The organism is Streptomyces sp. NPDC025793, from assembly GCF_055558375.1.
Genome location: NZ_JBVHMR010000046.1, coordinates 1 through 13,926, shown reverse-complemented (window position 1 = coordinate 13,926; position 13,926 = coordinate 1). Strand labels below are relative to the sequence as shown.

The 13,926-nt window shown below is 68.6% G+C and carries 13 protein-coding genes and 2 pseudogenes; 11 read left to right on the top strand and 4 right to left on the bottom strand.

All coding sequences use genetic code 11. The features are described 5' to 3' along the window. Positions 1-66 precede the first annotated feature (66 nt). The 6 genes from ACZ4MF_RS41570 (at position 67) to istB (ending at position 5,621) form a co-directional block, all read left to right on the top strand. Positions 67-972 carry an ISL3 family transposase gene (locus ACZ4MF_RS41570; protein WP_467498579.1) on the top strand — a complete coding sequence of 302 codons (906 nt, stop codon included), beginning with the start codon at positions 67-69 and terminating at the stop codon, positions 970-972. After that, the gene (locus ACZ4MF_RS41565; RefSeq protein WP_467498577.1) at positions 969-1,652 is read left to right on the top strand and encodes a transposase; all 684 of its coding nucleotides are present in this window, start codon (positions 969-971) and stop codon (positions 1,650-1,652) included. Before ACZ4MF_RS41570 ends, ACZ4MF_RS41565 begins: the two co-directional genes overlap by 4 nt. Positions 1,653-2,155: 503 nt before the next feature. Continuing rightward, a complete protein-coding gene (locus ACZ4MF_RS41560) occupies positions 2,156-3,007 on the top strand; it encodes an alpha/beta fold hydrolase (RefSeq protein ID WP_467498575.1) in 852 nt (283 codons plus the stop codon). Between the two features lie 305 nt (positions 3,008-3,312). Then, positions 3,313-3,957 carry a hypothetical protein gene (locus ACZ4MF_RS41555; RefSeq protein WP_467498573.1) on the top strand — a complete coding sequence of 215 codons (645 nt, stop codon included), beginning with the start codon at positions 3,313-3,315 and terminating at the stop codon, positions 3,955-3,957. After that, positions 3,954-4,592: a Mu transposase domain-containing protein gene (locus tag ACZ4MF_RS41550; RefSeq protein WP_467498571.1), complete on the top strand. Its 639-nt coding sequence runs from the start codon at positions 3,954-3,956 to the stop codon at positions 4,590-4,592. The genes ACZ4MF_RS41555 and ACZ4MF_RS41550 overlap by 4 nt, the downstream gene beginning before the upstream one ends. Before the next feature lie 231 nt (positions 4,593-4,823). Next, complete coding sequence (istB, locus tag ACZ4MF_RS41545; RefSeq protein WP_467498569.1) at positions 4,824-5,621, top strand: IS21-like element helper ATPase IstB; 798 nt, start codon at positions 4,824-4,826, stop codon at positions 5,619-5,621. 2 nt (positions 5,622-5,623) lie between these two features. Here istB and ACZ4MF_RS41540 read toward each other — a convergent pair whose 3' ends face one another. Beyond that, positions 5,624-6,409 carry a GNAT family N-acetyltransferase gene (locus ACZ4MF_RS41540; RefSeq protein WP_467498567.1) on the bottom strand — a complete coding sequence of 262 codons (786 nt, stop codon included), beginning with the start codon at positions 6,407-6,409 and terminating at the stop codon, positions 5,624-5,626. 219 nt (positions 6,410-6,628) lie between these two features. Next, a complete protein-coding gene (locus ACZ4MF_RS41535) occupies positions 6,629-7,291 on the bottom strand; it encodes a tetratricopeptide repeat protein (RefSeq protein WP_467498565.1) in 663 nt (220 codons plus the stop codon). Between the two features lie 416 nt (positions 7,292-7,707). Between ACZ4MF_RS41535 and ACZ4MF_RS41530 the strand changes: the two genes are divergently transcribed. Together ACZ4MF_RS41530 and ACZ4MF_RS41525 are read left to right on the top strand one after the other, a co-directional pair. After that, entirely contained in the window at positions 7,708-8,082 is a 375-nt protein-coding gene (locus ACZ4MF_RS41530) for an HTH domain-containing protein (protein ID WP_467498644.1), read from the top strand. Next, positions 7,967-8,450: pseudogene (locus ACZ4MF_RS41525) on the top strand (transposase). Before ACZ4MF_RS41530 ends, ACZ4MF_RS41525 begins: the two are co-directional and overlap by 116 nt. Before the next feature lie 18 nt (positions 8,451-8,468). On the opposite strand, the gene ACZ4MF_RS41520 reads toward ACZ4MF_RS41525, so the two are convergent. Next, the gene (locus ACZ4MF_RS41520; protein ID WP_467498563.1) at positions 8,469-9,155 is read right to left on the bottom strand and encodes an NADPH-dependent F420 reductase; all 687 of its coding nucleotides are present in this window, start codon (positions 9,153-9,155) and stop codon (positions 8,469-8,471) included. A 74-nt stretch (positions 9,156-9,229) separates the two neighbouring features. Between ACZ4MF_RS41520 and ACZ4MF_RS41515 the strand changes: the two genes are divergently transcribed. Both ACZ4MF_RS41515 and ACZ4MF_RS41510 read left to right on the top strand, forming a co-directional pair. After that, the gene (locus ACZ4MF_RS41515; RefSeq protein ID WP_467498561.1) at positions 9,230-9,610 is read left to right on the top strand and encodes a winged helix-turn-helix transcriptional regulator; all 381 of its coding nucleotides are present in this window, start codon (positions 9,230-9,232) and stop codon (positions 9,608-9,610) included. A 373-nt stretch (positions 9,611-9,983) separates the two neighbouring features. Then, positions 9,984-11,096, top strand: a complete 1,113-nt coding sequence (locus ACZ4MF_RS41510) for an ABC transporter substrate-binding protein (protein ID WP_467498559.1) — start codon at positions 9,984-9,986, stop codon at positions 11,094-11,096. 999 nt (positions 11,097-12,095) lie between these two features. On the opposite strand, the pseudogene ACZ4MF_RS41505 reads toward ACZ4MF_RS41510, so the two are convergent. Further along, a pseudogene (locus ACZ4MF_RS41505) lies at positions 12,096-13,040 on the bottom strand (IS701 family transposase); the annotation flags it as partial. A 244-nt stretch (positions 13,041-13,284) separates the two neighbouring features. Between ACZ4MF_RS41505 and ACZ4MF_RS41500 the strand changes: the two are divergent. Further along, positions 13,285-13,758 carry a hypothetical protein gene (locus ACZ4MF_RS41500; protein WP_467498557.1) on the top strand — a complete coding sequence of 158 codons (474 nt, stop codon included), beginning with the start codon at positions 13,285-13,287 and terminating at the stop codon, positions 13,756-13,758. The last annotated feature ends 168 nt before the right edge of the window (positions 13,759-13,926 follow it).

The following is a 13,926-nucleotide window of genomic DNA, read 5'->3' as shown; positions in this document are numbered from 1 at the left end:
GAGTTCCGTGAATTCCCAGGTCAGCGGCATGTATGCAGGATCGTTTCCCTGCGGGATGACCTGCGCGTGGCTCTCCGCTCGATCGAAGATGTTCTGTTCCCCGGAGTCGATGTTGAACTGGAACGGTTGACCGCCGGCCCGGAGGTCGTGCTGGTGGAGGTGGCCGCGTGCGGCCCGCCGGACCGTTGGCCGGGCTGCGGAAGCCCGGGGAGGCGGAGGCACTCCTCCTACGGGCGAACGCTGGCCGAACGCCCGCTTGCCGGACGAAGGGTGGCGATACGCCTTGGTGTTCGCCGGTTCTTCTGCGGCCGCGCCCGGTGCCGGCGGACGACGTTCGTCGAGCAGGTTCCCGGGCTGAGCGAGCGCCACCTGCGTTCCAGCGTCGGGCTGAAGCAGTGGCTGCGGGCCGTTGCCACGGAGCTGGGCGGCCGGGCCGGCGAACGGCTATGCCACAAGCTCGGCATCACCGCGGGCCGGACCCGCCTGCTAGGGCTGCTCGAAGCGCCCGACGTGCCCGAACGGGCGCCGCGGGTGCTCGGGGTCGACGAGTTCGCCTTCCGCAGGGATCGCACCTACAGGACCGTCCTCGTCGATGTCGAGACCGGCCGCGTTGTGGACGTGCTCCCGGACCGCACCTCGGAGACCTTCGCCGCCTGGCTGTGTGAGCACCCCGGCGCGGAGATCATCTGTCGTGACCGCGCCACCGCCTACACCCGGGCGATCAAGCAAGCCGCCCCCGACGCGATCGAGGTCGCCGACAGGTGGCATCTGCTCCAGAACCTCTCGGCCGCTGTTGAGAAGACCTGCCACCAGCACCGCTCCTGCCTGCGCAAACACGCCGAACAGGAAGAACCGCCGCCCGAACCTCCGGTGGTCGACCTGCCGGTGCTGGAACTGCCCCGCACGCCTCTCGTCGAACGCACCCGTGACCGCTTCGCGGACTCCACCGGCTGCTGGACCAGAAGTGGATGATCAGTGCCATCGCCCGCCACCTCGGCCTGGACCGCAAGACCGTGCGCCGCTTCCGGACCACCCCGTTGAATGAACTTCTCGCCTCCGCGAAGGACTTCGGCGTCCCCAACGCCAAGCTCCTGGAACCGTTCAAGCCCTACCTGAACAGCCGGTTCACCGCCGGATCCACCAGCGGCACCCGGCTGTTCCACGAGATCCGCGAGCGCGGCTACACCGGCAGCATCCAGGTCGTGCGCCGCCACCTGGCCAAGCTCCGCGAAGGGACGGCCGAGCCGGTCCGCGCCGACATCCCCAGCCCGCGCCGCATCACCTCGTGGATCATGCGCCCGCGCGAGACCCTGACGGACCAGGGGGAGAAGCTGCTCGACGTCAGGCTCGCCTGCCCGGACATCGCCCGGGCCTGCGACCTAGCCAGATGCTTCCGCGACCTGCTGGTCAACCGGCGCGGCAGCATGCTGCTGGAGTGGATCCGCCAGGCCGAACAGGACGCTCCCGCACCGGTCCGCTCGTTCGCTGGCTCCTTCCGCCAGGACCTCGACGCCGTCACCGCCGGCCTCCCCCTCGAATGGAGCTCCGGCAAGGTCGAAGGCAACGTAAATCGTGTCAAAACGCTCAAGCGAGCCATGTACAGCCGGGCCTCGTTCCGACTTCTCCGGATCCGCATGCTCACCCGGCCATGACAACCTGTGCCAGAACCCGAGTTCGGATGTCACTTCGCGATGGACGGGGTACTCCTTCAGCATGTCGTTGCCGCGCGTAGCCGTCGCGCGGGTCCTGGTACGGCTGGTACGACACCTGCGGGTCGCGGGGTTGCGGGAACTGATTCGACACGTCGCCGCCGGGGGATTGGTGTCCGCTGAATGCCTACTGCCCCATAGGAGCCAGGCCTTCGAAGTCGGACCAAGGTTGCCGGCGTAGGAGATCCGACTGCCTCGTCAAGGCCTCGCCAGCCAGCGGACGCTGGCTCATAAGTGCCCAGCCGACGTCCGAAGGGCGCGCGGGTTCATCCCAGTCGTACGCGTCCCTGCCGTCCCGCTCGCGCATCCCTTACCCTCCCGATTCGAAACACGCGTCCCCACGATGACGCATGACCGTGTCCCGGCTTGCCTCCCGTGGCGCAACCGTGATCAGCATGGACGGGAGCGCCTTGCGAAGATCAACAACCGGGTGGAATGCTCGCAGCATGCCAACCTTCTCTTCCTACGACGGTACCGAACTGGCCTACCACGTCATCGGCGAGGGCGAGCCGCTGATCTGCCTGCCCGGCGGCGCGATGCGCGCCTCGGAGTACCTCGGCGACTACGGCGGGCTGTCCGCCCACCGGCAACTGGTCCTGCTCGACCACCGCGGCACCGGCGATTCCCCCGAGCCCGCCGAGGTCGAGAGCTACCGCTGCGACCGGGTCGTCGCGGACGTCGAGGCCCTGCGCGCGCACCTGGGGCTGGAGAAGGTCGACCTGCTCACCCACTCGGCCGGGGCGAACCTCGGCGTCCTCTACATGCAGCGCCACCCCGAGCGCGTCGCGCGCCTCGCGCTGATCACGCCGGGGATGCGGGCCGTCGGGATCAGGATCGACGAGGGCAGCCGCGAGGCCGCGACCTCGCTGCGGAAGGGCGAGCCCTGGTACGACGAGGCGATTGGCGCGTTCCGCAGGGACTGGACCGGTGAGGGGTCCGACGAGGACGCCGCCCTGGCGGGCCCGTTCTGGTACGGCCGGTGGGACGAGATCGCGCAGAAGCACCATGCCACGTGCGCCACGCAGCTCAACCGTGACGCCCGCGCGGCGCACTACGCCGAGGGTGCGTTCGACCCCGAGGCGACGAAGGCCGCGATCGCGGGGCTCGAGATCCCGGTCCTGATCCTGGCCGGGGAGCTCGACTTCAGTCCTAGCCCGGTCCTCGCGACACAGCTCAGCGAGCTGTTCGCGGACGGCTGGGTGCAACTCGTCGTGCAGCCCGGGGCTGGGCACTACCCCTGGCTGGACGACGCAGCCTGGTTCAGCGGCGTCGTCACGCGCTGGCTCGCCGAGAGCTGACCAGCCCTCCGGCGGATCCCGGTCCGCTACCGGCTCAGCCCTCGTCCAGCTCCGGCGGCGCGATCGACGCGAACGCCTCGCCGGGGCCCGGGTTCTCCGGATGCGTGAACGGGGTGCTGTGCGTCGCCGGAAACATGTCGCGCCCGGTCATGCGCCGTCGACCCTGCGGAGGAAGGCCAGGGTGGCTTTATCGAGCAGTAGTGACGTCACTTGTCGATGAGTTTGGGAGGCGCCCAGAACCACGGTCGGGTGATGTTGATGAGTTTGGGAGGCACCGGGGTTCCTGACGGACGGTTCGGAAGGCGTTGGATTCGTCCTGGCCGGAGCCGCGCAGGAAGCTGCCGCCCCGAGCCACCACGCTGGACCCGTACAAAGCGGTGATCGACGAGATCCTGTGGGCTGATCTGGACGCGCCGCGCAAGCAGCGGCACACGGTCACCCGGATCTTTCACCGGCTGGTCGAGGAGCACGGCGCGGACGTCTCCTACGGGGTGGTGCGCTACTACGTCGCCAGCCGGAAACCGGAGATCCTGGTCGAGTCCGGCAAGGCGCCGCTGGAGGCATTCGTCCCGCAGACCCACCTGCCCGGTCACGACGCGGAGGTCGACTTCGGCGACGTGACCGTGCGCCTGGCCGACGAGTTGGTGACCTGCTACCTGTTCTCCTTCCGGCTGTCCTACTCGGGAAAGGCCGTCCACCGCGTCTTCGCCTCCTGCGGCCAGGAAGCCTTCTTCGAAGGCCACGTCCATGCACTGCGGACCCTGGGCGAGGTCCCGCGCACCAAGGTTCGCTACGGCAACCTGAAGGCCGCCGTCGCCTGCTGGGGCAGAGCCGGGGAAGAGTTGAGGCCGACCGGTGGATCGCCTTCCGCTCGCACTTCGGCATCGAAAGCTTCTACTGCCGTCCCGGCATCGAAGGCGCCCATGAGAAGGGCGGAGTCGAAGGGATGATTGGCTACTTCCGCCGGAATCACTTCGTTCCCGTCCCCGAGGTCGCCTCGCTTGCCGAGCTGAACGAGATGGTGGAACAGTGGGACCGGCAGGACGACGCCCGCCGCATCGGCTCCCGGCCCAAGACGGTCGCGGAGTACTTCGCACTCGAACAACCGCTGCTGATGCCGCTGCCCGAGAAGCCGTTCGAGACGGGCCGGCTGTTCACCCCGCGGGTCGACCGCTACGGCCAGATCCCGGTCCGCACCAACCGCTACTCGGTCCCGATCCGGCTGATCGGCAAACGCGTGCGCGTCGTGCTGCACGCCTCTCATCTGGTGGTTTACGACCAGAATGTGGAAGTGGCCCGGCACGAGAGGCTGATCGCGGAGGGCGCCGTCCGCCTGGACCTGGACCACTACCTGGAAGTCCTGGTCCGCAAGCCCGGCGCCTTCCCCGGCTCCACAGCACTCGAACAGGCCCGCTCGGCAGGCAGGTTCACCCCGGTCCACGACGCCTGGTGGGACCAGGCCCGCAAGATCCATGGCGAGCGGGACGGCACCCGGGCCCTGATCGAGGTGCTCTTGCTGGGCGTCATCTGCCCCATGAACATGTCGTCGCTGGCCTGGCTGCCGCCCTACGGGCAGGGGCGATGACCGTGGACGCGGTCGCTCTGGAAGCCCGCAAGGCCGCCCAGGCGGAGACCGAGCCGCTCTCGCAGCGGAGCGGCCGGTTTCCGGCGAGCCGTCGGCGACGGTGACGTCCCTGCACGAGTGGCGGCTCGCGCACCTTCCCGCGGACACCAGGCCACTGCCCTCGGTGGCGCCCTATGACCAATCGCTCCGACGCCGCACCAGCGGCAGCGACCACCGTGAGAGAGAAGCACAGTGACCCTGCCCCGCCAGCGAGGCTTGACCGAGCAGGCCGCCGTCGCCGCCATCGACACCGCCTGCCGAATGCTGCGGCTGCCTTCGATCCGCAACGAGTTCTCCGACATCGCCGACCGGGCGTTGAAAGACCAGATGACCTACCGAGGCTTCCTCGCCGAGCTGCTGATGACCGAGTGTGACGACCGGTCTCGGCGCCGCTCGGAGCGGCGGATCAAGGCGGCCGGATTCCCGCGGGAGAAGTCCCTGCGGGCCTTCGACCTCGCCGCGAACCCCAACATCGACGCGGCCCCCATCCACACTCTGGCCAGCTGCGAGTGGATCAAGAAGAGCCAGCCGCTCTGCCTGATCGGCGACTCCGGCACCGGCAAGTCCCACATGCTCATCGCCCTGGGCACCGAGGCCGCCATGAAGGGCTACCGCGTCCGCTACACGCTCGCCACGAAACTGGTGAACGAGCTGGTCGAAGCGGCCGACGAGAAGCAGCTGAACAAGACCATCGCCCGCTACGGCCGCGTCGACCTCCTCTGCATCGACGAACTCGGCTACATGAAACTGGACCGCCGTGGCGCCGAACTTCTCTTTCAGGTTCTGACGGAACGCGAGGAGAAGAACAGCGTCGCCATCGCCTCCAACGAGTCCTTCGGCGGCTGGACCAAGACCTTCACCGACCCCCGCCTCTGCGCGGCCATCGTGGACCGCCTCACCTTCAACGGCACCATCATCGAGACCGGCACCGACTCCTACCGCCTCGCCAGCACCCGCGCACGAGCCGAAGAGCCCGCCAAGGCCGGCTGAGCTCAGGGTGACCACACATACGGTGTCGTCGTGGTGACCGCGTGCAGGCCAAGGCGGGTGAGGATCGGGGCGCTCTCGGCTGAGGCGTCGACGTAGACGTAGGGGACATCGCGGGCAGCAGCGAGTTGGGCTCGGTGGGCGACCATGGCCCGGTAGATGCCCCGTCCGCGCCATTCCTTGAGCGTTGAGCCGCCCCAGAGGCCGCCGAAGTCGACGCCGTCGTTGAACACCAGCCAGGCGGCGCAGACGACTTCGGCGCGTGCCTCGGCGACGAGGACGATGGTGTTCTCTGGGGCGTTCTCGACCCGGGCGGCCAGGTCGTCGGCGAGCCAACTCCAGTCCTCGCCCCAGACGGTGCTCTCCAGAGCGGCGATGCGCTGGAGATCTGATCTGGCGGTGACACGGCGGAGGGTCACGCCGTCGGGCAGGACGGGGTCGGCGGCAAGGTCTGCGGCCTGCCCGATGAGCACCGTCTCGCTGTCCTCGGCGACGAAGCCAGCCGCGGTGAGCCGGTCGGTGAGGTCGGTGGGGAGATCATGGGCGCGAGTCTTCCATTCGACCGCCTCACCACGGGCAGCATAGAAGTCACGCTGCCGCGCTATGAGCGTGTCGAGTTCTGCCCCGTACACACCGAGGTCGCGTGGGCCCGTGACGAAGCCACGGTGCCAACCGACGACACGGGTCAACGGGCCGTCCTTGTCGACGCGGACGCTGCCGCCAGGCGGGGTGACACCACGGAGTTGGGCGTCATACGCGGTGCGGAGTTCGTCGATCAGAGTGTCCTTCACTCAAACACCGTACGGACCGGGTCAAGTGAATAATCGCCGGTCGAAACCACGCGAACATCAAGGGCTGCACTGCCTCACCCGGCCACCGGCGATCAGAACACGTACTGACCTCTGCTGCTACCTGCCTCGACGGCCAGCCGCCCTTCGGGCGGCTGGCCGTCGCCACGTTCGCATCCACGCAGCGCTGTCATTTCGCATCCACATTCCAGAGCCGGTTGATCACCAACTGCCTCCGGCAACCGTCGACAAACGCTGTTCTTGGAGATCAACGAAGCCAGCCAGGACCTCGGCAGTGCGGTAGTGGTTCGGACCGAAGAGAGCCACGCAGGCATCGTGCGCGGCCACGGCCAGGGTGTGGGCCTGGGCCACGCGGCCCAGGCCGAGAAGGGCTGCGGCCATGGACAGTTCCACGGCGCCAGTCGATGTACGGCGCCGCTCCTCGGGCAGCCCGCGGCGCACCTCGTCGGCGCGTTCCGCCTCCGCGAGGGCTTCCTCATGGCGGCCCTGGCCGTTGAGACTGCGGGCCAGATTGCTCCGGAGAACTACAGTCGCGCCCTGCGAGAGCTGAGCGGCCAGCGGTTCGCGCGCGAGTGCCTCCGCCTCCTCATGGCGGCCCTGCCCGTTCAGGGCGTAGACCAGGCCGCTGCGAGCTACCGTCGTGATCAACGACATGTTCGCCCCTTGGCCGCGAGTCGCGATCTGGATGACGGCTGCACACTCCGCCTCGCACTCGGTGTGCCGGCCGAGCGTTGCCAGATGTTGGGCACGGTTCGAGCGCAGCTTCAGGGTCTGCGGGTGCTCAGCGCCGAAGATCCTTCCGAAGACCGGCAGCATTGCATCGTATTCGGCGGCTGCCTCAATTCCGCGGCCCAGGCGGGACACCGCCAGGACGGCAACACTCAGTGCCACTGCTGCCAGTGGGTCATCGCTCGCCCGAGACCGTGCAGCGGCCACCGCGCGGGCCTCAGCCTCCGCCTCGGCATAGCGCCCGGCCTCGGAAGAGGCCAAGGCCCTTGCCAGGGGGGATCTCGCCTTCTGGCCAGCGTCACTTCGGCCGCGAGACCGGAAAAATTTCATGCCCGGATCATAGAGATGACACGCACGCCTGTTCGGCGAAGGGCGCGAGTCTGGGCAGTCCGTCCGCGGAGGAGGCTCCGAATCACAAGCTGAGCGCCAGAGCGGCCAACTGAGATGCACAGTGGCCAACTCGCGTGCTCAGTCACACCTGCGATCGCTGCCCCATGATCCCCCTCGTCGGGAGTCCTCTGTCCACAGGCCGGCACAGGTCTGCTGATCACATGACCGATGACGACGCGCAGCGCGCGGCCCGGGTCCGCGCCAAGATCATGGACGGCATCGACCGCGCAGAGCGTGCCCTGTTCACCCGGCCCGCGCCGAAATCCGCGCGAGCCCAGATGAATTTCCTTCGCACGCGGGAGAAGGGCTCCAGCAAGACCCTGGCGAAGCGCCTGGGCGTCTCCCGCAAGACAGTGGAGCGCTACCTCTCCGGAGCGTCTAAGACCGTGTCCTATGTGGTGATCGCTCGTTGGGCTGTCTGTGGGGCGGGGTACGTGGAGTTGGATTGTTCCGGACGGACGGTGGGAGATCGCCGAGCCGCTGATCCCGCCGTCGAAGGTGCGGCCGCAGGGCGGCGGGACGCAGGGCACGCCTGATGAGACGCTGTTCGCGGCGATCATCTACGTGCTGGTCAGCGGTTGTGCCTGGCGGGCTCTGCCGCCGTGTTTCGGGATATCGAAGTCGACCGCGCACCGCCGGTTCCTGATCTGGTCGCGGGCCGGGGTGTGGGGCCGGCTGTATGAGGCGGTGCTGCACCGACTCGATGACGCCGGCCTCATCGACGTCTCGCGCGTGGTCCTCGACTCCGCTCACGTGCGGGCTGATCGAGCGGACGGTCTCGTGGCTGTCCGGCTACCGCCGACTCAGCCCCCGCTACGAACGCCACCCCCGCAACTACCTCGCCTTTCTCGGCCTCGCCGCCGCCCTGTGCCGCTACAAGCGACTGCTCCGCCCCATCACATAGGACACCGTCTTGGAACCCCTAACGGAAAGCCCCCGTGCCGCCTTCCGTTTCCTGGTGGCTCGGTCCGGCCGCGTATGCCAGCGGAGGTGCGATTGCTTGCGCATCCGCTCCCTCGCCGACCCACAGGGCAATGAACAGCGCGGCGGTCGCTTCCAGGAGTCCCGCCCGCTCGAGACCGCCGCCAGCCACGGGTTCACAGCCCACGTCCTGCACCAACTCGCGTACACGCGCGATGGCCGTCTCGTCGTCCCCGCAGACCGGCACGGCCAGTGGGCGCCCGTCGAAGACGGGCGGTCGCATGCGCCACACGTCCTCGTGGCAGAGGTTGAAAGCCTTGATCACGTGGGCTCCCGGTGCCGCGGCAGCCAGTTGCTGCGCGGCTGAGGGGCCTCCTTCCGTCAGCAGCCGGAAGCCCGGCCCGACCGGGTTGGAGCAGTCGAGCAGGACCTTGCCCTCCAGGGGCGCGCGCAGTTCCCATGCCACATCTACTCCCGCCCCGAAGGGCAGCGCGGCCAACACCACCTCCTGACCGGACTCGGCCGCCGCGCGCAGACTGGCAGGCTTCGCGCTGCCTCCGATGCGCGTCGCGAGCCGCTCCGCCTTGTATGCGTCCCGTCCCCCGATGGTCACCTCGTGTCCGGCCCGCACCCAGTGGGTGGCGAGCGCGTCGGCCATGTTGCCCGTGCCCAGTACGCCGATTCTCATCACGCGTTCCCTCTCCGTCCCTGCTTCGACCGTTCACACCGACGCTAGATTGCGGTTCGGGCACCATTTGGTACGTGACGACCGATGACTTTCTCGCCGACTGCCGCGCCCGCCTCGCCTTCGACCTGCTCTCCAACACCTGGAACGCCGTGGTGCTCTGGGCGCTGCGCGACGGTCCCAGGCGCCCGGTCGAACTACGGGAGCGGATCGGAGGCATCAGTTCCAAGGTCCTCACCGAGACTCTGCGGCGGCTGCAGTTCAACGGACTGGTCGACCGGCAGGCACACCCCGACGCACCATCACGGGTCGAGTACCAACTCACCGCTCTGGGCCGCAGCTTGTTGGCGCCCATCGACGCCGTCGGCGCATGGGCCTTCGAGTACGGCGATGAGGTTATGGCAGCCCAGGAAGCAGCATGCACTCCAGCCGCGCAGTCCCCGCCTCCTACTCGCTAGACCGGTCAACAGCGGGAGCCCAGACGTCGCCAGCAGATCAGGGCACAGCCCAGGGTGAGGAAGGCTTCGTGGATGTCGTCGCGCGGGCGTGGACGATCAGGCCCCGGAAGTCGCGCCGACGGAAGCCGTTCGCTCAAGAGCGGACCCGACGGGGCAACGTGAGCTTCTTTCTCAGATCGATCCGGCAGCAGGTGCCCGGGAGATGGGATGAGCGTCAGAACGGGCTCGGGTCCCCGTGATCATGGAGTTCCCTATGCTGAGTGATCACCCGGGCGCGCCCGCCGCAGCGAGACGTTGTGAGCGCGAACCGCCGGCCCCAGCCGGCGCGCGAACCGGTGACCGCGACCGCATCGTCCCAGGGAGACTCCACCCGATGAACACGCCACCATCACCGTCCAAAGAGGACCACGCAGACGGGGCGCCCGTCCCCCTGGGCGCTCTCGTCCCGCTGACCCGCCCCGGCTGGGTTGAGGCAGGCCGCCACCTGCTCGCAGGACTCGACCTGGCCGTTCGCGAGGTCAACGACGCCGGCGGGATCGGGGGCAGACCACTGGAGCTGCTGGTGCGGGACACCGCAGCCTCTCCGGAGCGCGCCGCGGCGGCCGTTGACGAGCTGGCCGGCCTGGGCGTGGCCGCCGTGGTGGGCGAGTACCACAGCGTGGTCGCCCGAGCCGCCGCCGCCCGGGCCGACACACTCGGTATGCCGTTCCTGTGCTCGTCAGCAGTCCTCGACACACTCACCGAACAGCCGACACCATGGGTCGCGCGCCTGGCACCCGCGCAGTCCCACGGCTGGCGGATCTACGCGGACTTCCTCCTCGGCGCGGGCTGCACGCGGATCGCCGTGGCGACCCAGCCGAGCATTTACTGGGAGTCGGGGACCCGTGTCCTGCGAGACCATCTCGCGCACCACGGCGGCACCGTCGTCGAGCTCGACGCCACCGCACTCGCCCCCGAGGCCCTGTGCGACGCGCTCGTCGACCACGGCGCGACGGCGCTCCTCCTGCTGGTCGGCCACCCGGAGCCGGCGGTATCGATCGTCAGGGCCGTGCGGGGCGACCAGCGGCTCGCCGAGATCCTGATCGGCGCTCCGGCCGGACAACCCGAGTTCGCCGAATGGGCCACAGCACTGGGCCAGCAAGGCACAGGGATCCCGTTCCTGCGCTACCTGCCCGAACGCCTCGGCCCGCTCGGCCGACACGTCGCGAAGGAGCTCCGCGAGCGGCTGGGCGAAGCGCCGTCCTTCGTCGCCTTCGAGGGCTGGGACACCATCACCGTCCTCGCCGCGGCGCTACGTTCCCACGGCACGGACCGCGCCACCATCGCCGAGGCATGGCCACGCATCACGGTCGAGGGCACCCGCGGGCCGATCCAGTTCACCCGCACACCAGGCATCAGCGTTTGGCAGTGGGCTTGGACACCCATCGAAGTCGTAGATCGAGACCCGGCGCAACCCGATCGCTATCGGATACTCCACACTGGATGACTCCCCCCGCTGGCGAGGAAACGCGGATCGCGGCCCGTGACCCGGTGCGGGAGCAGGGACCGGCTGAGCCGGGCGTTGTGACATACGGGCCTGGCTCAATCGGGGTCTACAAGAGGCGGAGCAAGACGACCGCCCGGGCAAGGAGAGCGCCCGTGAGGCACCATGTCTGCCACCAGGCCCACCACCAAGGCACGCTGCGGCGCGGCGGACGGCGACGGCGCTGCCCCGTTACGGTCACGGGTCGGCATCCGCCAGCTCCGAGTCGGCCGAGACCAGAGCCAGGGCGGTTGCGTTCGGGGGCGCGACCCACGGATCGGGATCACCGGCGACGAGTGCCCGCACAGGCACGTCGGCTCAGCTGTCCCGTTCCGGCAGCGCCACGGCGAGCGGTGCACCCGCCGTGCGCGTGGCAGGACCAACGGCACGTTTGCCGCATCGGACGCGGGTCAGCAGGCCTCGACGAGTTCTTCGATCTGGTCGGCGAGGTACCGGTCGGGGTGGTGGAACTCGCCGACAGCTTCCTCGACGCTGAGACGGTCCACGGCTTTGCGAAGGACGCCGCATGTGGCGATATTGAGGTGCATCCATGCCGGCGGCGCAGTGAAGTCCTCGCGTGTGGGGCCTAGAGCGAGGTACTGGTGCCACCAGTGGCCGGCGTCTCTGAGGTCGCCGCGGCGTGTGTGGAACAGGTACAGACAGTAGGCGGCGATGGCGTTGCCGGCTCCCGCAGCGAACTGCCACCACCACAGGGCTCCGTCGTGTTTCCCCGCGAGGTCGAGCAGGCAGCCGAAGGACCCAAGTGAAATCGCGAGGCTAATAGACGTCGTGTCATTTGGTGAGTCGGCGGTGGCGGATGAGGAGCGCGGGAGCGTTCCTCTCAGGTGTCGAGATTGGGTGCGCCCGTGGAACGGATCTTGGTAGACCCCCGACACCAGCGCCTGGACAAGCCGGTCGAACACGACCGCGTCCCCGATCCGCGGGTTGTGGCACTCCAGCCACCAGTGTCTTCGAGCTCTGGAATATCTCCTCCATCGTCCAGCGGCTTCCTGCGATCTTGACCAGCGTGGACAACGGGACCGGGCGGGGCGAGTAGCAGCGGTAGTAGGCCAGTTCACCGGTGCTTCGGGCGCGGCGGACCAGCAGATGCTGGTGGCTCGCCGGGTCGCCGATGGTGATGGCGACGTGCGCCCAGTCGTCGTAGCGGTGACCCTTCGCGCCGTGTCCGGCGGACAGCTTCTGCCACGCCCTGCGCGGGATGCGCTTAGCAAGGTGGTCGACACGCTGGGGACCGGCAGGGGTGGGGACGCGGTGCGTGCGGGAGACCGCGAGCACGTGGCCGAGCCCGCGCTTCTCCAGGGCGGCGCGCAGGTGCGGGTTGTCGCCGTAGACCTCGTCGCCGGCCGCCCAGGCGGCCGGGGCTCCGGAGTCCAGGGCCCGTTCGATCATCTGCCAGGCCAGTTGCGGCTTGGTCGCGAAGCCGACGTCGTCGGGCACGGCCGCCCGCTTGCAGCGGTCCCGGTCGCCGGTCCAGGACTGGGGCAGGTAGAGGGCGCGGTCGATGGCGGCGTGGCCGTGCCGGGAGGTGTAGGTGAGGTAGACCGCGACCTGGGAGTTCTCGATCCTGCCCGCGGTGCCGGTGTACTGGCGCTGGACGCCGACGGTCTGCGTGCCCTTCTTCAGGTCCCCGGTCTCGTCGCCGACGAGCACCGCCTGGTCGTCCGCCAGGTGCTCCAGGACGAAATCGCGCAGGTCATCGCGGACCCGGTCGGCGTCCCACTTGGCGCGGCCGAGCAGATGCTGCAAGCCATCCGGGGTGGTGTCACCGGTGTGCTCGGCGATGGTCCGGCAGTTCTTGCACGGCAGGTCCGACAGCATCCCGAGGACCAACTGCCTCGCCCGGCGGCGGGGTTCGACCCGGGAGAACCGGCCGGCTATCCGGCCCATCAGGCCCTCGAATGCGTCCTGCCATCGGGTAGGCGCTACGCTGGCGCCCGAGGCCGCCGCGTGATCATTGGTTGTCCACACAACATCTAATGATCAAGGGCGGCCTCACCTGCTCGGACGCAACCGGAACCAGTAGTCGACCCCCTCTCCTCGGTAGCGAGCGCCTGCGGGGACGGTTCGATCCGCCGATACGAGGCGATGTGCACGCTGATGGGCAAGGACTTGTCGTAAGGGGAGAGTTGGCATGGCGGTGGAACTGTGGGCGTCGACTTTCTCGCTCGTAGGTGTTCTGCTCGGTGGTGCACTGACGGCGTTCACGCAGCGCGCTGCCCAGCGGTCGGCTGACCGAGCCGAGGAGCGGCGCCAGTCGGCGGCGACCGCCGAGACGCGCCGGGGCGAACAGGTGCAGGCGATCAAGGAGTTCCTTGTGTGTGCCCAGGATGCCGAGCGGGCCGCCTACAGTCGTCCGGAACCCTGGGGCGACGACGAAGACGGCTGGATGACCCGAACACAAACAGTAATGACCAAGCTATGGACTGCGGATCGCGGTGTCGTCCTGCTCTGCGACCCAGCCCTTGAGGCTCCCGCTCGTGCTTATGGGCGAGCGCTCAACCAGACGGTCTGGCGGGAGATCGGTGGCATGGAAGTCAACGAGCACCTCGAAGAGCACAAGAATGCCTTCATGATCGCAGCTCGCGCGAGCCTGTCCCTTACATGACCCCTTGCGGGGCCGGGCCTCACTGAAGCTCCTGTGAGACGAGACCGCCCACACTCAGCCTTCGGTGAGATCACTCAACCTTCCCTACGTTGCTCTGCGGGACAGGGTGAGCCCTTCGTATGGTTCATCTACCCAGGGACGTCGGGTGTGGCTTTCAACCTTCTGCCA